Genomic DNA, 26,205 nt, shown 5'->3' on the forward strand with positions numbered 1-26,205 from the left:
AGAACGAACATGGGACGCCTGATTACCGCGTTATTGGCCGCCTGCCTGAGCCTGTCGGCCGTGGCCGCCGATGCCATCAAGAGCGAGCGCCAGGAAACCTTCGGCGACGTGACGGTGCACTACAACACCTTCAACTCGACCTACCTGCAACCGGACATCGCCAAGGCTGCCGAGCTGATCCGCAGCAAGAACCAGGGCGTGATCAATGTCTCGGTGATCAAGGATGGCAAGCCGTTGATCGCCAACGTCACGGGCACGGTGAAAGATCTGACCAGCCAGAGCGTGACCCTGAATTTCCGTCAGGTCACCGAACAGGGCGCGATCTATTACATCGCCCAGTACCCGGTGGAACAGCAGGAAACCCGCACCTTCGAAATCAAGGTGCAGACCGGCGACAAGATCAACACCATCAATTTCAACCAAGAGCTTTTCCCTGGCCAATGATCAATCTCAAGCAACTCGTACTGGCCAGCCATAACGCCGGCAAACTCAAGGAACTCCAGGCCATGCTCGGCGAATCGGTGCACCTGCGCTCGATCGGCGAATTCAGCAGCGTGGAACCGGAAGAAACCGGTCTGTCGTTCGTCGAGAACGCAATCCTCAAGGCCCGCAACGCGGCGCGTATTTCCGGACTGCCGGCGCTGGCTGACGATTCGGGTCTGGCGGTGGATTTCCTCGGCGGTGCGCCGGGCATCTACTCGGCGCGCTACGCCGACGGCAAGGGCGATGCGGCGAACAACGCCAAGCTGCTCGACGCCTTGAAGGATGTGCCTGAAGCCGAACGCGGCGCACAGTTCGTCTGCGTGCTGGCGCTGGTGCGTCACGCTGACGATCCGCTGCCGATCCTGTGCGAAGGCCTGTGGCACGGACGCATCCTGACCGCCGCCAGCGGCGAGCACGGTTTTGGTTACGATCCGCTGTTCTGGGTGCCGGAGCGTAACGTGTCCAGCGCCGAGCTGAGCCCGAGCGACAAGAACCAGATCAGCCACCGCGCCCGTGCAATGGATCTGCTGCGCCAGCGTCTGGGCTTGAAATGACCGATAGCTCCTGCGCGTCGTCGCTGATTATCGGCGGCGCCGCCTCCTCGCCTCGGGCACCGTTGCCGACGCTGCCGCCCCTGGCGCTGTACATCCACATTCCGTGGTGTGTGCGCAAATGCCCGTATTGCGACTTCAACTCCCACACCGCCAGCCCCGTGCTGCCGGAGCAAGAGTACGTCGACGCGATGCTGGCCGACCTCGACCAGGATCTGCACGCGGTGTATGGCCGTGAGTTGAGTTCGATCTTCTTTGGCGGCGGTACACCGAGTCTGTTCAGCGCACAAGCCCTTGGTCGCTTGCTGGAAGGCGTCAAACAGCGCATCCCATTTGCCGATGACATCGAAATCACCCTGGAAGCCAACCCCGGGACCTTCGAACAGGAGAAGTTCGTCGCCTACCGCAAACTGGGGATCAATCGCCTGTCGATCGGTATCCAGAGCTTCCAGCAGGAAAAACTCAAGGCCCTCGGCCGCATCCACAACGGCGATGAAGCGGTACGCGCCGCCGGCATGGCGCGCCAGGCCGGGTTCGATAACTTCAACCTCGACTTGATGCACGGCTTGCCGGACCAGTCGCTGGACGATGCCTTGAGCGACCTGCGTCAGGCCATCGCACTGAAGCCGACGCACATTTCCTGGTATCAGCTGACGCTGGAGCCGAACACCGTGTTCTGGAACCAGCCGCCAGTGCTGCCGGAAGACGATACGTTGTGGGACATTCAAGAGGCCGGACAGGCGCTGCTGGCCGAGCACGGTTACGCGCAGTACGAAGTTTCCGCCTATGCGCAACCGGGTCGACCGGCGCGGCATAACCTCAATTACTGGAGCTTCGGCGACTTCATCGGCATCGGCGCCGGCGCCCACGGCAAGCTCAGTCACCCGGACGGGCGCATCGTGCGCACCTGGAAGACGCGCCTGCCAAAGGACTACCTCAACCCGGCCAAAAGCTTCCAGGCCGGCGAGAAAGCCCTGACCAACGACGAGATGCCGTTCGAGTTCCTGATGAACGCCCTGCGCCTGACTGCCGGCGTGGAATCACGCCTGTATCCCGAGCGCACCGGCCTGCCGCTGGAGAGCCTCGACGAACACCGCCGCGAGGCCGAACAAAGCGGCCTGTTGCAGGTCGAACCGTCACGTCTGGCGGCCACCGAGCGCGGACAACTCTTTCTCAATGACTTGCTGCAAAAATTTCTGAGCTGATTAGCTCCCGGGGAAACCGCATGGATTTGATACTCGACCTGCTCGCCACCGTGTCCCGCTGGAGCCGCAGCAACCTCTCGGAAATCGCCCTGGCCCTGGTGGGCTGCCTGCTGGTGCTGTTCGGTGCCGACTTCAAAGGCTGGGTCGAGCAACGCCTGGGCAGCATCGCCGGCGCCCTGCGTGTGCCGCTGATGGCCCTGCTGTGCATGATCGGCAGCGGCGCCGCGCTGATCTACGCCACGCCTTGGGTGGTGAAGGGGCTGAGCCAGTTCAACAACTACAGCCTGGCGCCGGTGTTGTTGGTGGTGCTGGTGCTGATTGGCGTGGTCGCTGACCGCCGCTGATTTTCAGCACACACAAAATAACTGTGGGAGCGAGCCTGCTCGCGATAGCGACTTAACATTCAACATCATCGTTGACTGTCAGACCGTTATCGCGAGCAAGCTCGCTCCCACATGGGGTTCTGCGTAAGGCTTAAGCGAGTTTCTCGAACTTCAGATCCCACACGCCATGCCCAAGACGCTCGCCGCGGCGTTCGAACTTGGTGATCGGGCGCTCGGCCGGGCGTGGTACGCACTTGCCGTCTTCGGCGAGGTTGCGATAGCCCGGGGCGACGTTCATCACTTCCAGCATGTATTCGGCGTACGGCTCCCAGTCGGTGGCCATGTGCAGAATGCCGCCAACCTTCAGCTTGCTGCGCACCAGTTCAGCGAAGGACGCCTGAACGATGCGGCGCTTGTGGTGGCGGCTCTTGTGCCACGGATCCGGGAAGAACAGCATCAGGCGATCGAGGCTGTTGTCGGCGATGCAGCGATTGAGCACTTCGATCGCGTCGCAATCGTAGACCCGCAGGTTGTTCAGGCCTTGAGTCAGCACGCCGTTGAGCAGCGCGCCGACACCCGGACGGTGAACCTCGACACCGATGAAATCCTGTTCCGGCGCAGCGGCGGCCATTTCCAGCAGCGAGTGGCCCATGCCGAAACCGATTTCCAGCGAACGCGGCGCGGAGCGGCCGAACACCTGGTCGTAATCCACCGGCGCATCGGCCAGCGGCAGGACGAACTTCGGCGCGCCCTGATCCAGGCCGCGCTGCTGGCCTTCGGTCATGCGCCCGGCGCGCATCACGAAACTCTTGATGCGGCGGTGTTGGCGCTCGTCGCCTTCTTCCGTCTGGATTGGCGTGTCGTTCGATTCAGTCATCAATAGCTCTTACTTGATCAGACCATCCAGCGGCGAAGAGGCGCTGGCATAGAGTTTTTTCGGCATGCGGCCGGCGAGGTAGGCCAGACGGCCCGCGACGATCGCGTGTTTCATGGCTTCGGCCATCATGATCGGCTGCTGGGCGTGGGCGATGGCCGAGTTCATCAGCACCGCGTCACAGCCCAGCTCCATCGAGATGGTGGCGTCGGAAGCGGTGCCGACACCGGCATCCACCAGCACCGGGATCTTGGCTTCTTCGAGGATGATCTGCAGGTTGTAAGGGTTGCAGATCCCCAGGCCCGAACCGATCAGACCGGCCAGCGGCATCACCGCGATGCAGCCGATTTCCGCCAGTTGCCGGGCGATGATCGGATCATCACTGGTGTAGACCATCACGTCAAAACCTTCCTTGACCAGCACTTCGGCGGCCTTGAGGGTTTCGATCACGTTGGGGAACAGGGTTTTCTGGTCGGCCAGCACTTCCAGCTTCACCAGGTTGTGGCCGTCGAGCAGCTCACGGGCCAGGCGGCAGGTGCGCACGGCTTCGACCGCGTCGTAGCAGCCGGCGGTGTTCGGCAGGAAGGTGTAGCGATCCGGCGACAGCACTTCGAGCAGGTTCGGCTCGCCTTCGATCTGGCCCAGGTTGGTGCGGCGCACCGCGAAGGTGACGATCTCGGCACCCGAGGCTTCGATGGCCAAGCGGGTTTCTTCCATGTCACGGTACTTGCCGGTACCGACCAGCAAACGCGACTGGTAAGTACGACCGGCCAGAACGAAAGGCTTGTCGCTACGAACGATGCTCATGGGGAATCCTCTGTTGGGGTGAGGGTCTTGCAGAATTCTCGGCCCGTGCAGGCCTGGCGACTAGCCGCCGCCGATGGCGTGCACCACTTCGACGTTGTCGCCGTCGTTCAAAGTGGTGTCGGCATGCTGGCTGCGCGGGACGATATCCAGATTGAGTTCGACCGCGACGCGGCGTCCGGTCAGATCCAGACGGGTCAGCAGGGCCGCAACGGTTTCACCGTCGGGCAGTTCAAAGGATTCACCGTTCAACTGAATGCGCATGCGCAACGCCGCCATCACTTTTTAGGGGGTGGCATTCTAGCCCGATCATGACCTAAAGGTCAGCACCAAGCGTCAAGCGGTTGGCTGCAGGCGCCAGGCGGCGAGTCCGAGGCACAGCCAGCCGATCAGGAATGCCAGGCCACCGAACGGGGTGATGATGCCGAGCTTGCCGATGCCGAGGGTGGTCAGCAGGTACAGGCTGCCGGAGAACAGCAGGATGCCGACGGTGAACGAGATGCCGGCCCAGGCGACCAGCCGCCCCTGAAGCTGGGTGGCCAGCAGCGCCACGCCGAACAGCGCCAGCGCGTGCACCAGTTGATAGGTGACGCCGGTGTGGAAGATCGCCAGGTACTCCGGGGTCAGACGGTTTTTCAGGCCGTGGGCGGCGAATGCGCCGAGGCCGACACCGGTGAAACCAAAGAAGGCAGCCAGCATCAGAAAGCTACGCAGCATGTAGAACTCCAGTCAGACTCGATCGGCAGGGTCTGTATAATGGCCCGCTCAACCGGTTCGGCCAAGCCATCTCTATGCTGCGTTTATTTCTCCGTCGTTTCACGAAGGCCCTGCTCTGGTTCGCGGGCGGCAGCGTATTGCTGGTGTTGGTGTTTCGCTTTGTGCCGCCACCGTTCACGGCGCTGATGGTCGAGCGCAAGATCGAATCCTGGGTCGACGGCGAGCCGATCGATCTGCAACGCACCTGGAAGCCATGGGACGAGATTTCCGATGACCTGAAGGTCGCGGTGATTGCCGGCGAAGACCAGAAATTCCCCGAGCACTGGGGTTTTGACCTGAGTGCAATCAAGGCCGCACTGGCCCACAACGAACTCGGCGGCTCGATCCGCGGTGCCAGCACCTTGAGCCAACAAGTGTCGAAGAACCTGTTTTTGTGGTCGGGCCGCAGTTATCTGCGCAAAGGCCTGGAAGCATGGTTTACCGCGCTGATCGAAGTGTTCTGGCCCAAGCAGCGGATTCTCGAGGTGTACCTGAACAGTGTCGAATGGGATGACGGCGTGTTTGGTGCCGAAGCAGCGGCAAGGCATCACTTTGGCGTAGGTGCCAGGTCGCTGTCCCGACAGCAGGCGAGTTACCTGGCGGCGGTGCTGCCGAATCCCCGAGTCTGGAGCGCCAGCCATCCGACCGCTTACGTGTCGCGCCGAGCCGGCTGGATTCGCCAGCAGATGAGCCAGCTGGGTGGCGACAGCTATCTGCTGACACTCAATGATTCTCGCCGAGCCCCTTGGGCACAATGACTTTGTGACAGGCAAACAAAAACGCCCCGATCATCACTGATCGGGGCGTTTTTTATTGCCGGACTACCGGTTATGCGGCAATCGACAACTTGAGCTTGTTCATCGCGCTCTTCTCGAGCTGACGGATCCGCTCGGCCGACACGTTGTACTTCTGCGCCAGGTCGTGCAGCGTGGCTTTCTCTTCTGCCAGCCAGCGCTGGTAGAGGATGTCGCGGCTGCGTTCGTCCAGCACTTCCAGCGCTTCGTGCAGGTTGTGATTGGAGTTGTCGCTCCAGTCGGCATCTTCCAGTTGACGCGCCGGGTCGTACCGGTGGTCTTCCAGGTAATTGGCCGGCGACTGGAAAGCACTGTCGTCGTCGGCTTCGGCAGCCGGGTCGAAGGCCATGTCATGGCCGGTCAGGCGACTTTCCATCTCACGCACTTCACGCGGCTCGACACCGAGGCTTTCCGCCACACGGTGGACTTCCTCGTTGTTCAGCCAGGCCAGACGCTTCTTCTGGCTGCGCAGATTGAAGAACAGCTTGCGCTGGGCCTTGGTGGTCGCGACTTTCACGATCCGCCAGTTGCGCAGGATGAACTCGTGAATCTCGGCCTTGATCCAGTGCACCGCGAAGGACACCAGACGCACGCCCATTTCCGGGTTGAAACGCTTCACGGCCTTCATCAGACCGACGTTGCCTTCCTGGATCAGGTCAGCCTGAGCCAGACCGTAGCCGGAATAGCTACGGGCGATGTGTACGACAAACCGCAGGTGGGCGAGCACCATCTGCCGAGCCGCCCCCAAATCCTGCTCATAGTAGAGACTCTCGGCCAGTTCACGCTCCTGCTCCGGCGTCAGCAATGGAATGCTGTTGACGGTGTGTACATAAGCTTCCAGGTTTGCGCCCGGAACCAATGCATACGCAGGTTGCAAAGAATTGGTCATACGAAAAAACCTCCGACTTACATACTCGCGCCTTTCGGCACTGCGAAAAATTGACCGGGAACTCAAGTACAAGTTCCCAAAAAACCGCAAGGCCAATCACGCGCAAAAAAGATTCTACTTCGGCGCCAGCTCCCTGAGATGACGTGCGACTGCAATCCATGCACCGATATAACCCAACAGCACCGCGCCAAGCAAGAGCGACAGACCGTCGGCAACTGGCACTCCGGCCAGTGCGAAATCACTGCCGTACAAGCCGGCCAGCCCAACCACCGCGTCGTTCAGCCAGTTCAAGCCGAACGCCAGCACACCCCAGGACAGCAGCCCTGCACCGAAGCCATACAACGCGCCCATATAAAGGAAGGGACGACGCACATAGCTGTCGGTGCCGCCGACGAGTTTAATCACTTCTATCTCTGTGCGGCGGTTTTCAATATGAAGACGAATGGTATTGCCTATCACCAAAAGTAATGCGGAAACCAGCAACACCGTCAGACCGAAGACAAAGCGGTCGCCGAGCTTGAGGATGGCGGCCAGACGCTCGACCCAGACTAGATCAAGTTGCGCCTGTTGTACCTTGGGCAACTCGGAAAGTTTTTGTCTTAATGCTTCCAGGGTCGACTTGTCGACCTCCTTCGGCGTCACCAGCACCACGCCCGGCAGCGGGTTTTCCGGCAGCTCGCGCAGGGCTTCGCCCAATCCGGACTGCTGCTGGAACTCTTCCAGCGCCTGGTCGCGGCCGACATATTCAGCATCAGCTACGCCGGGCATGCCTTTGATCTGATCACGCAATGCTTCGCCCTGGGCCGGGCTGGCCTCAAGCTCCAGGTACAGCGAGATCTGCGCCGCGCGCTGCCATGAACCACCCAGACGCTCGACATTGTTCAGCAACAGTGACAGGCCCATCGGCAGACTCAGCGCAACCGCCATCACCATGCAGGTGAAGAAGCTGCCGATCGGCTGCTTGCCGAGACGGCGCAGGCTGTCGATCCAGCTGGCGCGGTGACTTTCGATCCAGGCACGGAACAACGTGGCAAAGTCTGGCCCGTCGTCATCGTCGTGCTTTTTCTTCTTTGGCGGTTGCGGATCGGCGGCCTTCGGAGCCACGCGCTCGGAAACCTTCGGACTGCGTGTCGCACTCATACGCCGGCCTCCCCGTCGCCGATCAATCGGCCGCGTTGCAGGGTCAGCATGCGATGGCGCATGCGCGCAATCAGCGCCAGGTCGTGACTGGCGATCAGCACGCTGGTGCCCAGACGGTTGATGTCTTCGAACACGCCCATGATCTCGGCCGCCAGACGCGGGTCGAGGTTACCGGTCGGTTCGTCCGCCAGCAGCAAGGCCGGACGGTGAACGATGGCGCGGGCAATGCCGACGCGCTGTTGCTGACCGGTGGACAGGTCGCCGGGATACAAATCGGCCTTGTCCGACAGCGCCACCCGCTCCAGCGCCGAATCGACGCGCTTGGCGATCTCGACCTTGGACAGCCCGAGAATCTGCAACGGCAGCGCGACGTTGTTGAACACCGTGCGATCAAACAACAGTTGATGGTTCTGGAACACCACACCGATCTGCCGACGCAGGAACGGAATCTGCGCATTGCTGATGGTGCTCAGGTCTTGCCCGGCCAGCAACAGTTTGCCACTGGTCGGACGTTCCATCGCCAGCAGCAGGCGCAACAACGTGGATTTACCGGCACCGGAGTGGCCGGTGACAAACAGGAACTCGCCGCGACGGACTCGAAAGCTCAGCTCATGCAAGCCGACGTGACCGTTCGGGTAGCGCTTACCGACCTGTTCGAAACGAATCATGAACGCTCCCGCTCGGCAAACAGTGCCTGGACAAAGGGTTCGGCTTCAAAGGTACGCAGATCGTCGATGCCTTCACCGACGCCGATGTAGCGGATCGGCAGGCCAAACTGCTTGGCCAGGGCAAAAATCACCCCGCCCTTGGCCGTGCCGTCGAGCTTGGTCAGCGCCAGGCCGGTCAGTTCGACAGTCTGGTTGAATTGCTTGGCCTGATTGATGGCGTTCTGGCCGGTACCGGCGTCGAGCACCAGCAGCACTTCGTGCGGCGCATCGGCGTCGAGCTTGCCGATTACCCGGCGAACCTTTTTCAGTTCTTCCATCAGGTTGTCTTTGGTGTGCAGACGACCGGCGGTGTCGGCGATCAGCACGTCGATGCCACGGGCCTTGGCGGCCTGGACGGCGTCGAAGATCACCGAGGCCGAGTCCGCGCCAGTGTGCTGGGCGATCACCGGGATCTTGTTGCGCTCACCCCAGACCTGTAACTGCTCGACAGCCGCAGCACGGAACGTGTCACCCGCGGCGAGCATGACCTTCTTGCCCTCCAGTTGCAGCTTCTTCGCCAGTTTGCCGATGGTGGTGGTCTTGCCGGCGCCGTTGACACCGACCACAAGGATCACGAACGGCTTGTTCTGCGAAACGATCTTCAGCGGCTGCTCGACCGGTTTGAGCATCGCGGCCAGCTCGGCCTGCAGGGATTTGTACAGGGCGTCGGAATCGGCCAGTTCCTTGCGGGCGACCTTCTGGGTCAGGCGCTGGATGATGACCGACGTCGCCTCGACGCCAACGTCGGCGGTCAGCAGACGGGTTTCAAGATCGTCGAGCAGATCGTCATCGATGGCTTTCTTGCCGAGGAACAGGCTGGCCATGCCCTCGCCGATGCTGGCGCTGGTCTTGGACAGGCCTTGCTTGAGCCGGGCGAAGAAGCCGGCCTTGGTTTCCTCGGTGCGCGGGGCCTGGACCGGGGTTTCGACGACAGCGACAGGCGCAGCGACGATCGGTGCAGGTGCAGGTGCAGGTGCAGGTGCAGGTGCAGGTGCAGGTGCAGGTGCAGGCTCGGGTGCAGCGACTATCGGCGCAACCGGGGCAGCGACCACAGGCTCGGGAATGACAGGAGCAGGTTCGACCACCGACGGCTGAACAAGCTCAGGAGTGAATGCAACCGGTGCCGGAATCGGCGGCGTAATGTGCGGCGCAGCCTCTTCAACCAGTGCCACCGGCTCTTCGGCCACCGGCAAGGTCAGCCACGGCTGGGCGGCCGGGGTCAGGGGCAGTTCAGCGGCGGTCGGCGCTACAGGCTCGGCCCCGGCCACCGGTTGCAGCACCGGCTCGGCAATCGGCAGCACAACCGGTGCCGGCACTTCTTCTATGACAGGTGCTGGCGCCGGGGCTGGCTCAGGAATGGCAGTCGGCTGTTCGACGACGGGTTCCTGCGGCTTTTTGCGCAGCCATCCGAACAGGCTTTTTTTCTCGCCAGCCGCAGCTGGGGTCTTCTTGTCGTCGTTGGAACCAAACATGGAGGACGGCTATCTCACGGTAGCGACGCGCCACAGGGGCGCCCCGGCAAATAAATATTCGATGCAGAACAGACTGTGTTTCATCCAGCTTGTTCACGCGCAACATTTTGTCGAGGTGCAAGCGGCACCTCAAAAGATTGATCAACACGAAGGACTGGTAGGCCATCGTCGGGGAAAAAGCAGAGTCTAGCGGACAAAATCCAGATTAAATCCGCAAATAGCATCACCTGCCTGCCGATCAAAGGCCTTATAGGCGTGGCCCCCAGTAAAACGGATCAGTATCCTAGCACCCTCTCGCCCGCCGACGCTAAGACCAAGCGGGCAGCCCAACAGGTTTAAAAACGAATGAATGCTCTAGCCCGCCGCGCCGCAGGCCTGTTGCTCAGCACAGTCTGCCTGCCCCTTTCGGCCCTGGCGGCCGACCCGCAACCGACTCACGAATTCACCCTCGACAACGGCTTGAAGATCGTCGTGCGCGAAGACCATCGCGCACCGGTGGTGGTGTCGCAGGTCTGGTACAAGGTCGGTTCCAGCTACGAAACCCCGGGCCAGACCGGTCTGTCCCACGCCCTCGAACACATGATGTTCAAGGGCAGCGAAAAAGTCGGCCCCGGCGAAGCCTCGCTGATCCTGCGCGACCTCGGCGCCGAAGAGAATGCCTTCACCAGCGACGACTTCACCGCTTATTACCAAGTGCTGGCCCGCGACCGTCTGGGCGTGGCCTTCGAACTGGAAGCCGACCGCATGGCCAACCTGCGCCTGCCGGCCGACGAGTTCGCCAAGGAAATCGAAGTCATCAAGGAAGAGCGCCGCCTGCGCACCGACGACAAGCCGATGTCCAAGGCCTACGAGCGCTACAAGGCCATGGCCTACCCGGCCAGCGGCTATCACACGCCGACCATCGGCTGGATGGCTGACCTGGAGCGGATGAAGGTCGAAGAGCTGCGTCACTGGTATCAGTCCTGGTACGTGCCGAACAACGCCACGCTGGTGGTGGTCGGCGACGTGACCCCGGACGAGGTGATGACCCTTGCTCAGCGCTACTTCGGGCCGATCCCGAAGCGTGACGTACCGCCAGCGAAAAAACCGCTGGAACTGGCCGAGCCCGGCGAGCGCCAGATCACCCTGCACGTGCAGACCCAGCTGCCGAGCCTGATGCTCGGCTTCAACGTCCCGAGCATTGCCACCGCCGAAGACAAACGTTCGGTCAACGCCTTGCGCCTGATTTCGGCATTGCTGGACGGCGGCTACAGCGGCCGCATCCCGACCCAACTGGAGCGCGGCGAAGAGTTGGTGTCCGGCGGTTCATCGAGCTACGACGCCTACACCCGCGGTGACAGCCTGTTCACCCTGTCGGCCACGCCGAACACCCAGAAGAAAAAGACCATGGCCCAGGCTGAAGCCGGCCTGTGGAAACTGCTGGAACAGCTGAAAACCACCGCGCCGTCCGCCGAAGAGCTGGAACGTGTGCGTGCCCAGGTCATCGCCGGCCTGGTCTTCGAGCGCGATTCGATCACCAGCCAGGCCACCGCCATCGGCCAGCTGGAGACCGTGGGTCTGTCGTGGAAGCTGATGGACACCGAACTGGCGGATCTGGAGAGCGTCACCCCGCAAGACATCCAGAACGCCGCCAAGCTGTATTTCACCCGCGAACGTCTCAGCGTCGCCCATGTCCTGCCACTGGAGACGACTCATGAGTGAGCGCAAAACCCCACGCCTGCTGCTCGGCCTGATCGCCGTGGCCATCATCGGCTCCGCCGCGCTCTATCTGGCGCCGAGCGACGACAGCAAGGCCAGCGAAGCGCTGGATAACGCCAAGTCCAGCCAGAAGCTGCAATCGCTGGCCGAACTCGACGGCAAGGCCCCGGCCAGCCGCAAGCTCGACGTACAGACCTGGAACACCGCCGAAGGCGCCAAGGTGCTGTTCGTCGAGGCTCGCGAACTGCCGATGTTCGACATGCGCCTGATCTTTTCCGCCGGCAGCAGCCAGGACGGCAACGCACCGGGCCTGGCCCTGTTGACCAACGCCATGCTCAACGAAGGTGTGGCGGGCAAGGACGTCGGCGCCATCGCTCAAGGCTTCGAAGGCCTGGGCGCGGATTTCGGCAACGGCGCCTACAAGGACATGGCCATCGCGTCGCTGCGCAGTCTGAGTGCCGCCGACAAACGCGAGCCGGCGCTGAAGCTGTTCTCGGAAGTGGTGGGCAAACCGACCTTCCCGGCCGACTCCTTCGCGCGCATCAAGAACCAGATGCTCGCCGGCTTCGAGTACCAGAAACAGAACCCCGGCAAACTCGCCAGCCTGGAACTGATGAAGCGTCTGTACGGCGATCATCCGTATGCCCATTCCAGCGACGGCAATGCGCAAAGCGTGCCGAAGATCACGCTGGCGCAACTGCGTGAGTTCCACGCCAGGGCCTATGCGGCCGGCAACGTGGTGATTGCGCTGGTGGGCGATCTGTCCCGCAGCGAAGCCGAGGCGATTGCCAACCAGGTGTCCGCTGCGCTGCCAAAAGGCCCGGCGCTGGCGAAAGTCGAGCAACCGACCGAGCCGAAAGCCGGCATCGGCCACATCGAGTTTCCGTCGAAGCAGACCAACCTGATGCTCGCGCAACTGGGCATCGACCGTGATGACCCGGACTATGCCGCACTGTCGATGGGCAACCAGATCCTCGGGGGCGGTGGCTTCGGCACCCGTTTGATGAGCGAAGTCCGCGAGAAACGCGGCCTGGCCTACGGCGTGTATTCGGCGTTCAGCCCGATGCAGGCGCGCGGCCCGTTCATGATCAATCTGCAGACCCGCGCGGAAATGAGCGAAGGCACCCTGAAACTGGTGCAGGACGTGCTCGCCGACTACCTGAAGACCGGCCCGACCCAGAAAGAACTCGATGACGCCAAGCGCGAACTGGCCGGCAGCTTCCCGCTGTCCACCGCGAGCAACGCCGATATCGTCGGCCAGCTCGGCGCCATGGGTTTCTACAACCTGCCGCTGAATTATCTGGACGACTTCATGCGTCAGTCCCAGAGCCTGACGGTCGAGCAGGTTCGCGACGTCCTGAACAAACACTTGAGCACGGATAAACTGGTCATCGTCAGCGCTGGCCCGACCGTGCCGCAAAAGCCGTTACCGGCCCCATCTGATAAACCTGCCGAGCAGCCGCTCGGGGTTCCGGAGCATTAATGGCCAGTCCAAAGAAACCTGTACAAAAACTGCACAACGGTGTGAACCAGTTGCGCATCATCGGCGGCGAATGGCGCAGCCGCAAACTGAGCTTCCCGGATGCGCCGGGCCTGCGTCCGACGCCGGACCGGGTACGCGAAACCCTGTTCAACTGGCTCGCGCCATACGTTGCCGGGGCCAAGGTGCTCGATCCGTTCGCCGGCAGCGGCGCGCTGTTTCTGGAAGCGCTGTCCCGTGGCGCGTCCATGGGCCAGGCACTGGATGCCAGCCATGTCGCGGTCTCCAGCCTGAAAGAACACCTCGGCACGCTGCGCTGCACCAACGGCCACGTGCAGACCGCCGACGCCCTGCGCTATCTGGAAACCCAGACCGCGACCGCGTTCGACCTGGTGTTCCTCGACCCGCCCTTCAACCAGAACCTGTTGCCTGCCGTGTGCACGCTGCTGGAAGAACGCCAATGGCTGGCGGATGATTCGTGGATCTACACTGAAAGTGAAACCGCGCCATCGACCCTCGGCCTGCCAGGCAACTGGCGCCTGCACCGCGAACAGAAGTCCGGGCGGGTGTACTACGCGTTGTGGCAACGCAGCGTGCCCTCTCCTGACGCCTGATGAACGCAGTATTCGGCGTGCGGTAGATAACTACCGCACGCCGCCCGCGCAAAATCTCCACAGTGGATTACGCATTTCAGTAATCCATTGAGGACGAATCATTTATGGACACTTTGTGCAGCAGGATGCTGCCTTGTCTGGCCTTTGCCCCGCTGCTGGCGCTGGCCGACCCACTACCGACTACCCACGAGTTTCTGCTGGACAACGGCTTGAAGGTCATCGTCCGCGAAGATCACCGGGCCCCGCTGGTCACCTCCCAGCTGTGGTTCAACGTCGGATCGGCCGACGAAGCGCCAGGCCAGACAGGGCTGTCGCATGCACTGGAACACATGCTTTACAAGGGCAGCAGCAAGACTTGCCCGGGCGAGGCGTCCGCGATCCTGGAGTCGTTGGGGGCATCGGAAAATGCCTTTACCAGCAAAGACGTCACTGCCTACCATCAGACGCTGCCCAAGCCTTATCTGGGGGTTGCGTTCGAATTGATGGCCGACATGATGTCGACTGCTCACCTCAAACCCGAAGACTTCGCCTCCGAGATCAGTGTCATTCAAGAAGAGCGCCGCTTGAATGTGGAAGACAGTTCTCTGGACACCGCCATGGAACGTCTGGAAACCCTGGCCTACCCATCCAGCAGCTACCGAACGCCCGTCATCGGCTGGATGAATGACCTGCACGGCTTGAACACCACTCAGTTGCGGGACTGGTATGAGTCACGCTATGCCCCCGGCAATGCCACGCTGGTAGTCGTCGGTGACGTCACGCTCGATTACGTTCAGCCCCTGGCTCAGCGCTACTTCGGCGGCCTCGCCAGTCGCCCTTTTCCCCAAGCCGTGAAACCGCGAGAACTGTCGGAACCGGGAGAGCGCCGAATCACACTGAACCAACCGGTTCCTGCCCCCGAACTGATCATGGCATTCAACGTTCCCAGCCTGGCTACTGCAGAGACATATCAGACCGCGCATGCATTGCGCCTGATCGAAATGTTGCTGGCAGGCTCCCAGAGCGCACGTCTGCAAAAACGCCTGCTGCACCATGAACATATGCTCAGTCACGTCGACGCCAGCTATGACCTTTACAGTCGTGGCGACACCCTCCTGATATTGCGCACCCGACTCGACAACTCGCACTCGGCCAGTCCTGACGAGGCGCAATCAAGAGTCTGGGATCTGCTCGAGGAGCTGCGTACCACGCCTCCTCCCATCGACGAACTGGAACGCGCGCGAACCCAATTGATCGCCCGAAGTTTTTTTGCACGAGATTCGATCGATAGCACTGCCCAACATCTGGCCGCACTCGAGAGCATTGGCCTGTCGTGGCAATTGCTCGATCAGGAGATTGCCGAGTTAAAGAGCGTGACGCCTGAGGACATCCGTCAGACCGCTGAAAAATATCTGATCCGCGAACGCCTCAGTACCGCCCATGTGCTCATGGAGAAAAAACATGGATAAATCTGCGCACATCTTTGGGCCTGCCCTGGCCTGTTTCGCATTCATCGGTTGGCTGTCAGCCAGCCCGGCTGCTGCCCTTACCGCGCCAGTCGCCTTTCCCGAGTCCCGATTGCAATCATTGTCGGAAACAGACACGACCCGACAGAGCCCACGCCCATTGACCATCCAGGGCTGGAAAACCACGACAGGCATCAAAACGTTATTCATCCGCACGACGGAGCTGCCGATGTTCGATGTTCACGTCAGCTTCGCCTCCGGCAGCGCACACGATGGCGACACCCCCGGCCTGGCAGCGGTGACCTTCAGCCTGTTCAACGAAGGTGTGAGCGGCAAGCGTGATCATGCAGCGATCGCCGAAGTCTTTGACGGGCTGGGTGCGAAGCTCGGCATGGATCTGGATCAGGAGCGTGCTACCTTCACTTTGCGCAGCCTCAGCGATCCAGACAAAAGCAGCCCGGCCCTGCAATTGTTCACGCAAATGCTGGGGCAGCCTTCTCTTACCGAAGAAGCTCTGCTCAGGGTCAAGAGCGAGCTTCGCGGGTTGCAGCTGGCACAACAGCAACAACCTGCGGAAATTGCTGCGCAACGCCTTCAGGAGCTGCTGGCCCCGGACACGCCATACGCCCGTCCGCTCTACGGAACCGATGCCGGCCTGACCTCGATCACACGCCAGGCCGTACAAGCGTTCCACCGCCAAACCCACTCGGCAAGCCAAACACAAATTACGTTGGTGGGAGATCTTTCCGTCGAACAGGCGCAGGCCATCAGCCTGCAAATCACCAACGCACTCCCCGCGCCCCTCGTCGCACTCCCCGCAGTCGAACCGCCCAAATCGTTCGGCATTGAAATGCATCGCCATGTCGAGCGTGCACAGGAACAGACTCACGTATTGCTTGGGCAACCGAGCCTGTCGCGCCAACACGACGACTTCGTCGCGCTGTATGCCGCGACGCAGATTTTCGGCAGGGGTGCGAACTCCCGTCTGATGACCGAACTGCGGCACAAACGCGGTCTCGTGTACGACGCCAGCATTCGCACCAAAGACTGGGCGGGCAGCGGACTGACATCAATCGCTCTGCAGACCAGCCCCCAATTCGCGAATGAAACGGTGGCACTGGTGAAATCGATGCTCAGCAATTTCCAGCGTGAAGGCCCCTCGCAGGAGGAACTCGATCACTTCAAGCGCGGACTGGCCAACACCAATATCATTGGCAGCGCCAGCAACGAGCAGATTCTCGGGCGCCTGGCCGAGATCAACCGTCATCACTTGCCACTGGACCTGGATTTCTTCGCGCAACAGGTGCAGCGCCTGACGCTTGAGCAGATCAGAATGGCAGTGGACAAACATTTGTCAGACGATCAGTGGCGGGTAGTGACCATAGGTCCCACGGTCCAGCAACTGCCGCTCCCGCAACCGGCCATTGTCCCGACCGTCGAGCCGTCAGGGCATTCGTGTCGCGCTGATGCAGGCTTTGTGGCAAGTTAGACCTCCATTGAAGTGACAGCGCTTTGCATGACTGTCACTTCATGCATGACACCGTCGAGATTTACCGTGCGCGCACTTCTTTCTCCTTCCGAACCCGGATTTCGTTTCACGCCCGCCTTCGGCCTCGGCAATCCGCACCTGCAAACCTTGTGGGGGCCGCTGTGGCGCAAAACCGTACACCTTGATCGCCAGCGCGAACGGCTGTGGCTGGAGGACGGTGACTTCCTCGACCTCGACTGGCATGGCCCACACAGCGCCGACGCGCCACTGGTGCTGGTATTGCACGGGCTGACCGGTTCTTCCAACTCGCCTTACGTCGCCGGGATCCAGGCAGCGCTCGCAGCACAGGGCTGGGCCAGTGTCGCGCTGAACTGGCGTGGCTGCTCGGGCGAGCCGAATCTGTTGCCGCGAAGCTACCATTCCGGCGCCAGCGAAGACCTCGCCGAAGCCATCCGTCATCTGAAAGCCAAGCGACCACTGGCGCCGCTGTATGCGGTCGGCTACTCCCTCGGCGGCAACGTGTTGCTCAAGCATCTGGGGGAAACCGGCAGCGCCAGCGGCGTGCTCGGCGCAGTGGCGGTGTCGGTGCCGTTTCGACTGGATCAATGCGCCGACCGTATCGGCCAGGGCTTTTCGAAGGTCTATCAAGCGCACTTCATGCGCGAAATGGTCGCCTACATCAAGAACAAGCAGCGCCAGTTCCAGCACGACGGACGCGAGGACGGTCTGGCCGCACTGGCAGCCCTCGGCTCGCTGGAAAACATGCGCACCTTCTGGGATTTCGACGGCCGGGTGACCGCGCCGCTGCACGGTTTTGTCGATGCCGAGGATTACTATCGCCGTGCGTCGAGCCGCTACTTTCTTGGGGAAATCCGCACGCCGACCCTGATCATTCAAGCGGCGGATGATCCGTTCGTGTTTCCCCACAGCCTGCCGCAGGCCAGCGAGCTGTCGACCTCGACGCAGTTCGAATTGCAGAGCAAGGGTGGCCATGTCGGTTTCGTCGACGGCTCATTCCGCCAACCGGGTTATTACCTGGAACGGCGCATTCCCCAATGGCTGGCCGAATCGGGGCGCGGGTGAGGTCATGAGCGATCAGGGCGAGTCGATCCGTTTCTGGCAAACCGCGCCATTGGCCGGCGTCGAACTGCTCTCGGCGCGCTACATCGAGCATCGTTTCGCCCCGCATGTCCATGACGGCTACGTGATCGGCATGATCATGGCCGGCGCCCAGCGCTACCGCTATCGCGGCGCCGAACACCTGGCGGGCAGTGGCACGCTGGTGCTGATCAATCCGGACGAATTGCACACCGGCCACAAAGGCACCGAGGACGGCTGGCTGTACCGTGCGTTCTATCCGGACACCGGCAAAATTGTCTCGTTGCTCGAAGAACTGGAACTGCCGACCACGCCAATGCCAGCCTTTGGCGCGACGCTGTACCGCGATCCGGATCTGGTCAACGGCTTCAGCCAGTTGCACCGTTTACTGGAAAGCCCCGCCACCGCGCTGCAACAACAGACGGTATGGCGCGAAATGATGATGCGGCTGTTGCAACGCCACGCGGCGGTGCAGATCAACGGCAAGCCCGGCAAAGAGCACCGCGCAGTGGCGATGGCCAAGGAGTTGCTGCACGCGCAACTGGCGGCGCCGCCCTCGCTGGAAGAACTGGCGGCGGCGGTGAACCTGTCGCCCTTCCACTTCGCCCGGGTGTTCCGCCGCGCCACCGGCATGCCGCCCCACAGCTGGCTGATGCAGCAGCGGATCGCCTGCGCCCGGGGCTTGTTGCAGAGCGGCTGCCTGCCGGTGGAAGTCGCCACCCGGCTGGGCTTTGCCGACCAGAGCCATCTGAGCCGGCAGTTCAAACAGGTTTACGGCGTGGGGCCGGCGGCCTATCGCAGCGCGCGGCTGGATCGCTGAACGCGTTTACTCGCCCGTAGCGATACCGCGCGAAGGCTCGTTGATCCATTCGCTCCACGATCCGGCATACAGCGCACCCAACGGATAACCCGCCAGACACAGGGCGAACAGGTTATGACACGCCGTCACCCCGGAGCCGCAATACGCCACCAGATCGTTCGGCGAACGCTCGCCGAGTTTCGCGGCGAAACGCTGCTTGAGCTGATCGGCCGGCAGGAAACGCCCGTCGCTGCCCAGGTTGTCGGTGAACGCCGCGCATTGCGCGCCGGGAATGTGCCCCGCTATTGGATCAATCGGCTCCACTTCGCCTTTGAACCGCGGCAAGGCGCGGGCATCGAGCAGGGTCAGGGCCGGCTGGCCCAGGCGCTGCTGCAATTGCTCGGCGCTGAGCAGCAGGCTCATGTCCGGCTGGCCGCTGAAGTTGCCCCGGGCCGCTGACGGTGGATCAAGACTCAACGGCAGCCCCGCCGCATGCCAGGCCTTGAGCCCGCCATCGAGAATGAACACGCCGTCACGCTTGCCCAGCCACGCCAGCAACCACCAGGCCCGCGCCGCATAGGCGCCCGGGCCGTCGTCATACAGAACCACATCGCTGTCGTTGTCGATGCCGAACGCTTGCAGGCGTTCGATCAGCGCCGCCGGCTCCGGCAGTGGATGGCGACCGGTCACACCCTTGGTCACCGGGCCGCTGAGGTCGCGCTCAAGATCGGCGAAGTGTGCCCCGGCAATATGCCCCTCGGCGTAGCTGCGCTGGCCGTAATCCGGGTCTTCGAGGGCAAAACGGCAATCGAGAATCACCAGCCCCGGCCGCGCCTTGCGGGCATCCAGTGCGGTCGGGCTGATCAGTTGCGCAATCGGCATAGCGAACGACTCCAGTGAGGAAGTGGGCTTACGGTCTTTCTTCGAGGGCCTGGGCCAGCGGCACGTAGAACTCTTCGAACAAGGCGTTGACCTCATCGCGGGCCTGCTCGGTGACGAACCCTGCTTCCAGCACCAGCACCTGATACACGCCGCGTTTAATGGCCTGCTCGCTGAGGTGGTTGGAGTTTTCCCGGGTGGTGCACAGGAAGCGCACCCAAGAGGTGAGGATGATCCACGCGTTGAGGGTCAGGGATTCGATCTGCACCCGGTCCATTTTCAGGATGCCGGCGGCGACGAAACCTTCATAGATGGCCGCGCCCTGAATCACGCAGCGCTGGGAAAAGCGCCGGTAACGCCCGGCCAGATCCGGATCGCTGTCGAGCAGATGCTCGAGATCGCGATGCAGGAAACGGTAGCGCCACATCGCCGACAGCAGTTCCTTGAGGTAGAAACGCTTGTCTTCGACCGTCGCCGGCCGCCCCTGAGGCGGGCGCAGGAAGCTGTCGACCAGGCTTTCGTACTCACTGAACAGCACAGCGATGATCGCCTGCTTGTTGGGGAAGTGGTAGTACAGATTGCCCGGAGAAATCTCCATGTGGGCGGCGATGTGATTGGTGCTGATGCTGCGCTCGCCCTGCTGATTGAACAGCTCAAGGCTGTTCTGCACGATGCGCTCGCTGGTTTTGATCCGTGGGGCCATGGCTTGAGCTTTAATTCAGAGTGCGTTGGGGGGCATCTTACGACCTAACCGGAATTGGATAAAACCGTGACGCACCAGGAAGTCATTTGACTTTCTAGAGCATAGACTCTAGAAAGTTCCTCACGACAACAAATCCGGAGCCGACAATGACCGCCGATATTGCCTACCTGCAATCGTTGAAACAGCCGTTGGAGGCGCTCAACCGGTTATTCGAAGCCCAGCGCGCCGCCTACGCCGCCAACCCGATGCCGCCTGCCGCCCAGCGCCAGCAATGGCTCAAGGCCCTGCGCGATCTGCTGAGCAGCGAACGTCAGGCGCTGGTCGAGGCGATCAGTTCTGACTTCAGCCATCGCAGCGCCGATGAAACCCTGCTCGCCGAGCTGATGCCGAGCCTGCACGGCATTCATTACGCCAGCCGGCATATCAGCCAATGGATGAAGCCTTCTCGGCGCAAGGTCGGCGTCGCCTTCCAGCCGGCATCGGCAAAAGTCGTGTATCAGCCGCTGGGCGTAGTGGGCGTTATCGTGCCGTGGAACTACCCGCTGTTCCTGGCCATGGGCCCGTTGACCGGCGCGCTCGCGGCAGGCAACCGGGTGATGCTCAAACTCAGCGAATCGACCCCGGCCACCGGACTGCTGCTCAAGGAATTGCTGGCGCGGATCTTCCCCGAAGATCTGGTGTGCGTGGTGCTCGGCGAGGCCGATGTCGGTGTAGCGTTTTCGAAACTGCGCTTCGATCACCTGCTGTTCACCGGCGCCACCAGTATCGGCAAGCACGTGATGCGCGCGGCGGCGGAAAACCTCACGCCAGTGACTCTGGAGCTGGGCGGCAAGTCGCCGGCCATCGTTTCCCACGACGTGCCGCTCAAGGACGCCGCCGAACGCATCGCCTTCGGCAAGACCCTCAACGCCGGCCAGACCTGCGTGGCCCCGGACTACGTGCTGGTGCCGGAAGAGCGCGTCGGCGGTTTCGTCGAAGCCTATCGCCAGGCCGTGCGCGGGTTTTATCCGACACTCGCCGACAACCCGGACTACACCGCCATCATCAATGAACGCCAACTGGCGCGTCTCAACGGCTACCTCAGCGACGCCACCAGCAAGGGTGCGCTGCTGATTCCGTTGTTCGACCAGGGCCAGGGCCGACGCATGCCTCACAGCCTGCTGCTGAATGTCAGCGACGAAATGACAGTGATGCAGGACGAAATCTTCGGCCCGCTGCTGCCGATCGTGCCGTACCAGAATCTGGATCAGGCATTTGCTTACATCAATCAGCGACCACGTCCTCTGGCTCTTTACTACTTCGGCTACGACAAACGCGAACAGAACCGCGTGCTCCATGAAACCCATTCCGGAGGAGTTTGCCTGAACGACACCTTGTTGCATGTGGCCCAGGACGACATGCCGTTCGGCGGTATCGGACCGTCGGGGATGGGCCATTACCACGGGCACGAAGGTTTTCTGACCTTCAGCAAGGCCAAGGGCGTGCTGGTCAAACAGCGCTTCAACGCGGCGAAGCTGATCTACCCGCCGTACGGCAAAACCATTCAGAAACTGATCCAGAAACTGTTCATTCGCTAACGTCACCGCCGGGTAATAACAACAATGCACCCAAGCCTGACCGAAACACCCGCCCTCTCGCGCCGTGGCCTGCTGAAATTCAGCCTGGGCGCCACGGCTTTCCTCGCCACCGCCGGCCTTGGTGCCAGCCTCAGCGGCTGTTCGTCGAGCGTATCGGTCAACGGATTCGCCACGTTGCGCAGCGGTGATCTGCTGTTTCTGCGCGCACTGATTCCAGTAATGCTGGATGGCGCCGTTGCTATGGAAAAGATGCCCGCCGCTGTCGATGGAACCCTGAAGTCCCTGGACTACAGCCTCGATCACCTGTCACCGGAAATGCTCAAGCTCACCCGGCAACTGTTCGATGTACTGGGCATGGCGGTGACGCGCGGGCCATTGACCGGAATCTGGGGCAGTTGGGAAAACGCCAGCCCCGAGGCGATCCGCCACTTCCTCGAACGCTGGGAAAACAGCTCGCTGAGCCTGCTGCGCATGGGCCACAGCTCCCTGCAGCAAATGGTGATGATGGCCTGGTACACCCGCGCCGAATCCTGGGCCCATTGCGGTTACCCCGGCCCGCCCGCCGTTTGAGCCTGGCGACCCACGCAAAAAAATAATAAGAGAACCTGATCGATGCCCGTACCCGACCCGTTTCGCGAAGGCCTTGCCCGTGGCTGGAAAACCTACAACGGCGCACAACTGAACGATGACCTGACCCTGGAAGCCGACGTGGCGATCATCGGCAGCGGCGCCGGCGGCGGCACCACGGCGGAAATCCTCAGCGCCGCCGGCTACAAGGTGCTGCTGATCGAAGAAGGCCCGCTCAAGACCAGCAGCGACTTCAAAATGCTGGAAGACAAGGCCTACAGCAGCCTCTATCAGGAAGGCATCGGCCGCATGAGCAAGGACGGCGCGATCACCATCCTTCAGGGCCGCGCGGTCGGTGGCACCACCCTGATCAACTGGACTTCGAGCTTTCGCACCCCCGAGCCGACCCTCGAACACTGGGCCAAGGAACACAACGTCAAAGGCCACAGCCCCGCCGACATGGCGCCGTGGTTCGAAAAAATGGAGCAGCGTCTCGGCGTCGCCCCTTGGAGGGTGCCGCCCAACGCCAACAACGACGTGATCCGCAAAGGCTGCGAACAGCTCGGCTACAGCTGGCACGTGATCCCGCGCAACGTGCGCGGCTGCTGGAACCTCGGCTATTGCGGCATGGGCTGCCCGACCAACGCCAAGCAATCGATGATGGTCACCACCATTCCGGCGACCCTGGAAAAGGGTGGCGAGCTGCTCTATCTGGCCCGCGCCGAAAAACTGCTGATCAACGGCGACAAGGTGACCGGGCTGCGATGCGTGGCGATGGACGAACGCTGCGTCGAACCGACCGGACGCCAGATCACGGTCAAGGCCCGCCATTACGTGCTGGCCGGTGGCGGGATCAACAGCCCAGCCCTGCTGCTGCGCTCGGACGCGCCGGATCCGCATCGACGCCTCGGAAAACGCACCTTTCTGCACCCGGTGAACATGTCCGCCGGGCGCTTCGACGAGGTCATCAACCCGTTTTACGGGGCGCCACAATCGATCTACTCCGACCATTTCCAGTGGAAGGACGGCATCACCGGGCCGATGGCCTTCAAACTCGAAGTGCCGCCGCTGCACCCGGCGCTGGCGGCCACCCTGCTCGGCGGCTTCGGCCAGGAAAACGCCCGGCACATGGCGGATCTTCCGCACACCCACGCCATGCTGGCATTGCTGCGTGACGGCTTTCATCAGGACAGCCAGGGCGGCAGTGTCGAATTGCGTGGCGACGGTTCGCCAGTGCTGGATTATCAGGTGTCGTCCTACGCCTGGGACGGTTTGCGCCGGGCCTTCCACGTCATGGCCGAGATCCAGTTCGCCGGTGGTGCCAAAGCGGTGATGCCGATGCACGCCGATGCGCGTTATGTGAACAGCCTGGCCGAGGCGCGCACGATGATCGACGGCTTGAGCCTTGAGCTGTACCGCACTCGCCTGGGCAGCGCCCACGTCATGGGCGGTTGTGCGATGGGCGAAGACCCGAAGACCGCGGTTACCGACAGCCTTGGCCGCCATCATCAGTTGAGCAATCTGTCGATTCATGACGGCTCGCTGTTCCCCACCAGCATCGGCGCCAACCCGCAGCTGTCGGTGTATGGTCTGACAGCACAACTGGCGACATCCCTCGGCAAACGGTTGAGAAACCCGTGAAAAAGCCGAAGATTCGTACCGCCTATAGTGCTTTCTTACCCAAAAGGCGACTTGGCCGACCGGGACGGCTGCGATACCATCCGACTCCCCAACGGATTCCCGCCAGGACGACGCGATGAACCGAGTGTTGTACCCAGGTACCTTCGACCCTATTACCAAGGGCCATGGCGATCTGGTCGAACGCGCCTCGCGCCTGTTCGATCACGTAATCATCGCCGTTGCCGCCAGCCCCAAGAAAAATCCGCTGTTCCCGCTGGAACAACGGGTCGAGCTGGCCCGCGAAGTCACCAAGCACCTGCCCAACGTGGAAGTGGTCGGCTTCTCGACGCTGCTGGCGCATTTCGCCAAAGAGCAGAACGCCAACGTGTTCCTGCGTGGCCTGCGCGCGGTCTCGGACTTCGAATACGAATTTCAGCTGGCCAACATGAACCGCCAGTTGGCGCCGGATGTGGAGAGCCTGTTTCTCACCCCTTCCGAGCGTTATTCGTTCATTTCCTCGACACTGGTGCGGGAAATTGCAGCCCTGGGCGGCGATATCAGCAAGTTCGTCCACCCGGCAGTGGCTGATGCCCTGACCCTGCGCTTCAAGAAGTAACGACCGTTCAAACGGTGCCCGCGTGCACTGCGGGCGCCAATGCGGCACAATTGCGCGCATTGATTTATTGCGCCCGGGCCCGCCGCCCCGGCTGGAGTTAGCATGTCCCTGATCATCACCGACGATTGCATCAACTGCGACGTCTGCGAACCTGAGTGCCCGAACGCCGCCATTTCCCAAGGCGAAGAGATCTACGTGATCGACCCGAACCTGTGCACCCAGTGCGTCGGCCACTACGACGAACCGCAGTGCCAACAGGTCTGCCCGGTGGATTGCATTCCGCTGGACGAAGCCCATCCGGAGACTGAAGAACAGTTGATGGAGAAGTACCGCAAGATTACCGGCAAGGCTTGAGTCTCTGACCGCGATCGCAGCGCAAGGCTGCGATCGCGTCATTCACGCTGCTCGAATCCTTCCCCGGTACATCCCAGACAGCGCACAAACGCCGCTTTCGCCGGTGCCACCACCAGCGCCTCCCCCGCATCGCCGACGCCGCCACCCAGCGCGGTAAACGGCAACGACACCACGAACACCCCCGCACCGATCACCGTGGCCGCCACCAGCAAGGGGCGGGCAATCAGCAGATCGCCGATCATGGCGTAAGCCGGTGGATTCTGGATGGCGTAACGCGGGTCACCGCTGCCGCCTTCCGTGGCCTGAACGGTCAGGCTGGAACACAGCAGCAGTGCGAGGAAAAGGGCTAGCGAGGATTTCATGGCACGATCCTTCGGGCTGAACAGTGAGACAACTCACTATAGACCGTAGGACTTTTTCAGCTTTTCGTCAGGTCTGGCAGCGCGGGCAGAAAACGCTGGCCCGCTGGCCCAGCTTCACGTCCCGCAGGCCTGTGCCGCAGACCTTGCAGTGCTCGCCACCGCGACCGTAAACAAACAGTTCCTGCTGGAAATACCCCGGCTGCCCGTCACCACCGATGAAATCGCGCAACGTGGTACCGCCACGCTCGATGGCTGCGGCGAGGATGCGTTTGATCTCGATCGCCAGCTTCAGATAGCGCGCCCGGGAAATACCTTTGGCTTCGCGGCGCGGATCGATCCCGGCGGCGAACAGCGCCTCGGTCGCGTAAATGTTGCCGACGCCCACCACCACCGCGTTGTCCATGATGAACGGCTTGACCGCCATCGACCGTCCGCGTGACAGCTGAAACAACCGCTCGCCATCGAACAGATCAGTCAACGGCTCCGGCCCCAGGCGAATCAGCAACTCGTGATTGAGCGGGTCAGTGCTCCAGAGCATCGCCCCGAAACGCCGCGGATCGGTGTAGCGCAGGGCCAGGCCCGAATCCAGTTCGATGTCGACATGCTCATGCCTGGCCGCCGGCATCCCGACCTCAACCAGCCGCAAATTGCCCGACATGCCCAGGTGACTGATCAGCGTGCCGACTTCGGCATTGATCAGCAGATACTTGGCGCGCCGCTCGACCAGCACGATGCGCTGCCCGGACAGGCGCACATCGAGGTCCTCGGGAATCGGCCAGCGCAGCCGCCGGTCACGTACGATCACGCGGCTGACGCGCTGGCCTTCCAGGTGCGGGGCGATGCCGCGGCGGGTGGTTTCGACTTCCGGCAATTCAGGCATGAGCGTCTCGAATCAGGAGCGGTTTG

The 26,205-nt window shown here is 62.0% G+C and carries 29 protein-coding genes; 17 read left to right on the forward strand and 12 right to left on the reverse strand.

Annotation, left to right across the window (positions count from 1 at the left end):
• The first annotated feature begins 9 nt into the window (after positions 1 to 9).
• The 4 genes from J5M72_RS01175 to J5M72_RS01190 are packed head-to-tail and all read left to right on the forward strand — an operon-like array spanning position 10 to position 2,583.
• A complete protein-coding gene (locus J5M72_RS01175; protein WP_169432303.1) occupies positions 10 to 444 on the forward strand; it encodes a DUF4426 domain-containing protein in 435 nt (144 codons plus the stop codon).
• Positions 441 to 1,037 (forward strand): RdgB/HAM1 family non-canonical purine NTP pyrophosphatase, encoded by a 597-nt coding sequence (rdgB, locus tag J5M72_RS01180; RefSeq protein ID WP_169432304.1) that lies wholly within the window; start codon positions 441 to 443, stop codon positions 1,035 to 1,037. The genes J5M72_RS01175 and rdgB overlap by 4 nt, the downstream gene beginning before the upstream one ends.
• The gene (gene hemW / locus J5M72_RS01185; RefSeq protein ID WP_243433154.1) at positions 1,034 to 2,239 is read left to right on the forward strand and encodes a radical SAM family heme chaperone HemW; all 1,206 of its coding nucleotides are present in this window, start codon (positions 1,034 to 1,036) and stop codon (positions 2,237 to 2,239) included. The genes rdgB and hemW overlap by 4 nt, the downstream gene beginning before the upstream one ends.
• Positions 2,240 to 2,259: 20 nt before the next feature.
• A complete protein-coding gene (locus J5M72_RS01190) occupies positions 2,260 to 2,583 on the forward strand; it encodes a DUF3392 domain-containing protein (RefSeq protein WP_011336381.1) in 324 nt (107 codons plus the stop codon).
• 130 nt (positions 2,584 to 2,713) lie between these two features.
• Here J5M72_RS01190 and trmB read toward each other — a convergent pair whose 3' ends face one another.
• From trmB to J5M72_RS01210, 4 genes are all read right to left on the reverse strand, one after another.
• Positions 2,714 to 3,439: a tRNA (guanosine(46)-N7)-methyltransferase TrmB gene (trmB, locus tag J5M72_RS01195; RefSeq protein WP_207863795.1), complete on the reverse strand. Its 726-nt coding sequence runs from the start codon at positions 3,437 to 3,439 to the stop codon at positions 2,714 to 2,716.
• A 9-nt stretch (positions 3,440 to 3,448) separates the two neighbouring features.
• Positions 3,449 to 4,243, reverse strand: coding sequence for a thiazole synthase (locus J5M72_RS01200; protein ID WP_007953385.1), 795 nt, complete (start codon positions 4,241 to 4,243; stop codon positions 3,449 to 3,451).
• A 60-nt stretch (positions 4,244 to 4,303) separates the two neighbouring features.
• On the reverse strand, positions 4,304 to 4,504 hold the full coding sequence (gene thiS, locus J5M72_RS01205; protein ID WP_007953386.1) for a sulfur carrier protein ThiS: 201 nt from the start codon (positions 4,502 to 4,504) through the stop codon (positions 4,304 to 4,306).
• Positions 4,505 to 4,576: 72 nt separating this feature from the next.
• The gene (locus tag J5M72_RS01210; RefSeq protein WP_169432306.1) at positions 4,577 to 4,957 is read right to left on the reverse strand and encodes a DUF423 domain-containing protein; all 381 of its coding nucleotides are present in this window, start codon (positions 4,955 to 4,957) and stop codon (positions 4,577 to 4,579) included.
• Between the two features lie 74 nt (positions 4,958 to 5,031).
• On the opposite strand from J5M72_RS01210, the gene mtgA reads away from it, so the two are divergent.
• Entirely contained in the window at positions 5,032 to 5,754 is a 723-nt protein-coding gene (mtgA, locus tag J5M72_RS01215) for a monofunctional biosynthetic peptidoglycan transglycosylase (RefSeq protein WP_085611980.1), read from the forward strand.
• 70 nt (positions 5,755 to 5,824) lie between these two features.
• On the opposite strand, the gene rpoH is transcribed toward mtgA, so the two are convergent.
• The 4 genes from rpoH to ftsY form a co-directional block, all read right to left on the reverse strand.
• Positions 5,825 to 6,679 carry an RNA polymerase sigma factor RpoH gene (rpoH, locus tag J5M72_RS01220; protein ID WP_003229146.1) on the reverse strand — a complete coding sequence of 285 codons (855 nt, stop codon included), beginning with the start codon at positions 6,677 to 6,679 and terminating at the stop codon, positions 5,825 to 5,827.
• Positions 6,680 to 6,793: 114 nt separating this feature from the next.
• Positions 6,794 to 7,819, reverse strand: a complete 1,026-nt coding sequence (gene ftsX, locus J5M72_RS01225) for a permease-like cell division protein FtsX (protein ID WP_169432307.1) — start codon at positions 7,817 to 7,819, stop codon at positions 6,794 to 6,796.
• A complete protein-coding gene (gene ftsE / locus J5M72_RS01230; protein WP_064380087.1) occupies positions 7,816 to 8,487 on the reverse strand; it encodes a cell division ATP-binding protein FtsE in 672 nt (223 codons plus the stop codon). The genes ftsX and ftsE overlap by 4 nt, the downstream gene beginning before the upstream one ends.
• Positions 8,484 to 9,998, reverse strand: coding sequence for a signal recognition particle-docking protein FtsY (gene ftsY / locus J5M72_RS01235; RefSeq protein ID WP_207863796.1), 1,515 nt, complete (start codon positions 9,996 to 9,998; stop codon positions 8,484 to 8,486). The genes ftsE and ftsY overlap by 4 nt, the downstream gene beginning before the upstream one ends.
• A 345-nt stretch (positions 9,999 to 10,343) precedes the next feature.
• Here ftsY and J5M72_RS01240 point away from each other — a divergent pair, with 345 nt between their 5' ends.
• The 7 genes from J5M72_RS01240 to J5M72_RS01270 all read left to right on the forward strand — a co-directional run bounded on the left by J5M72_RS01240 (position 10,344) and on the right by J5M72_RS01270 (position 18,642).
• Positions 10,344 to 11,699, forward strand: a complete 1,356-nt coding sequence (locus J5M72_RS01240; protein WP_207863797.1) for a pitrilysin family protein — start codon at positions 10,344 to 10,346, stop codon at positions 11,697 to 11,699.
• On the forward strand, positions 11,692 to 13,179 hold the full coding sequence (locus J5M72_RS01245) for a pitrilysin family protein (protein WP_207863798.1): 1,488 nt from the start codon (positions 11,692 to 11,694) through the stop codon (positions 13,177 to 13,179). Before J5M72_RS01240 ends, J5M72_RS01245 begins: the two co-directional genes overlap by 8 nt.
• Positions 13,179 to 13,790: a 16S rRNA (guanine(966)-N(2))-methyltransferase RsmD gene (rsmD, locus tag J5M72_RS01250; RefSeq protein WP_207863799.1), complete on the forward strand. Its 612-nt coding sequence runs from the start codon at positions 13,179 to 13,181 to the stop codon at positions 13,788 to 13,790. Before J5M72_RS01245 ends, rsmD begins: the two co-directional genes overlap by 1 nt.
• Before the next feature lie 104 nt (positions 13,791 to 13,894).
• The gene (locus tag J5M72_RS01255; protein WP_169432312.1) at positions 13,895 to 15,238 is read left to right on the forward strand and encodes a pitrilysin family protein; all 1,344 of its coding nucleotides are present in this window, start codon (positions 13,895 to 13,897) and stop codon (positions 15,236 to 15,238) included.
• The gene (locus J5M72_RS01260; RefSeq protein WP_207863800.1) at positions 15,231 to 16,724 is read left to right on the forward strand and encodes a pitrilysin family protein; all 1,494 of its coding nucleotides are present in this window, start codon (positions 15,231 to 15,233) and stop codon (positions 16,722 to 16,724) included. The genes J5M72_RS01255 and J5M72_RS01260 overlap by 8 nt, the downstream gene beginning before the upstream one ends.
• A 66-nt stretch (positions 16,725 to 16,790) precedes the next feature.
• On the forward strand, positions 16,791 to 17,807 hold the full coding sequence (locus tag J5M72_RS01265; protein ID WP_249314349.1) for a hydrolase: 1,017 nt from the start codon (positions 16,791 to 16,793) through the stop codon (positions 17,805 to 17,807).
• Positions 17,808 to 17,811: 4 nt separating this feature from the next.
• Positions 17,812 to 18,642: an AraC family transcriptional regulator gene (locus J5M72_RS01270; protein WP_169432314.1), complete on the forward strand. Its 831-nt coding sequence runs from the start codon at positions 17,812 to 17,814 to the stop codon at positions 18,640 to 18,642.
• Between the two features lie 6 nt (positions 18,643 to 18,648).
• Here J5M72_RS01270 and J5M72_RS01275 read toward each other — a convergent pair whose 3' ends face one another.
• Both J5M72_RS01275 and J5M72_RS01280 read right to left on the reverse strand, forming a co-directional pair.
• Positions 18,649 to 19,503, reverse strand: a complete 855-nt coding sequence (locus J5M72_RS01275; RefSeq protein ID WP_207863801.1) for a sulfurtransferase — start codon at positions 19,501 to 19,503, stop codon at positions 18,649 to 18,651.
• Between the two features lie 28 nt (positions 19,504 to 19,531).
• A complete protein-coding gene (locus J5M72_RS01280) occupies positions 19,532 to 20,203 on the reverse strand; it encodes a TetR/AcrR family transcriptional regulator (RefSeq protein WP_169432316.1) in 672 nt (223 codons plus the stop codon).
• Positions 20,204 to 20,349: 146 nt separating this feature from the next.
• Between J5M72_RS01280 and J5M72_RS01285 the strand changes: the two genes are divergently transcribed.
• The 5 genes from J5M72_RS01285 (at position 20,350) to J5M72_RS01305 (ending at position 24,937) form a co-directional block, all read left to right on the forward strand.
• The gene (locus tag J5M72_RS01285) at positions 20,350 to 21,780 is read left to right on the forward strand and encodes a coniferyl aldehyde dehydrogenase (protein ID WP_169432317.1); all 1,431 of its coding nucleotides are present in this window, start codon (positions 20,350 to 20,352) and stop codon (positions 21,778 to 21,780) included.
• Positions 21,781 to 21,804: 24 nt separating this feature from the next.
• Positions 21,805 to 22,350 (forward strand): twin-arginine translocation pathway signal protein, encoded by a 546-nt coding sequence (locus J5M72_RS01290; RefSeq protein ID WP_207863802.1) that lies wholly within the window; start codon positions 21,805 to 21,807, stop codon positions 22,348 to 22,350.
• A 42-nt stretch (positions 22,351 to 22,392) separates the two neighbouring features.
• Complete coding sequence (locus J5M72_RS01295) at positions 22,393 to 23,988, forward strand: GMC family oxidoreductase (RefSeq protein WP_207863803.1); 1,596 nt, start codon at positions 22,393 to 22,395, stop codon at positions 23,986 to 23,988.
• A 115-nt stretch (positions 23,989 to 24,103) separates the two neighbouring features.
• Positions 24,104 to 24,583, forward strand: a complete 480-nt coding sequence (coaD, locus tag J5M72_RS01300) for a pantetheine-phosphate adenylyltransferase (protein ID WP_003229157.1) — start codon at positions 24,104 to 24,106, stop codon at positions 24,581 to 24,583.
• A 102-nt stretch (positions 24,584 to 24,685) separates the two neighbouring features.
• Positions 24,686 to 24,937 carry a YfhL family 4Fe-4S dicluster ferredoxin gene (locus J5M72_RS01305; protein WP_003195146.1) on the forward strand — a complete coding sequence of 84 codons (252 nt, stop codon included), beginning with the start codon at positions 24,686 to 24,688 and terminating at the stop codon, positions 24,935 to 24,937.
• A 38-nt stretch (positions 24,938 to 24,975) separates the two neighbouring features.
• Here J5M72_RS01305 and J5M72_RS01310 read toward each other — a convergent pair whose 3' ends face one another.
• Both J5M72_RS01310 and mutM read right to left on the reverse strand, forming a co-directional pair.
• On the reverse strand, positions 24,976 to 25,299 hold the full coding sequence (locus J5M72_RS01310; protein ID WP_169432320.1) for a multidrug transporter: 324 nt from the start codon (positions 25,297 to 25,299) through the stop codon (positions 24,976 to 24,978).
• Positions 25,300 to 25,366: 67 nt separating this feature from the next.
• Positions 25,367 to 26,179 carry a bifunctional DNA-formamidopyrimidine glycosylase/DNA-(apurinic or apyrimidinic site) lyase gene (gene mutM / locus J5M72_RS01315; protein ID WP_207863804.1) on the reverse strand — a complete coding sequence of 271 codons (813 nt, stop codon included), beginning with the start codon at positions 26,177 to 26,179 and terminating at the stop codon, positions 25,367 to 25,369.
• Positions 26,180 to 26,205: the final 26 nt, after the last annotated feature.

Origin of the sequence: Pseudomonas sp. 58(2021), assembly GCF_017491585.1 — a bacterium.
Taxonomy (GTDB): Bacteria; Pseudomonadota; Gammaproteobacteria; order Pseudomonadales; family Pseudomonadaceae; genus Aquipseudomonas; species Aquipseudomonas fluorescens_BT.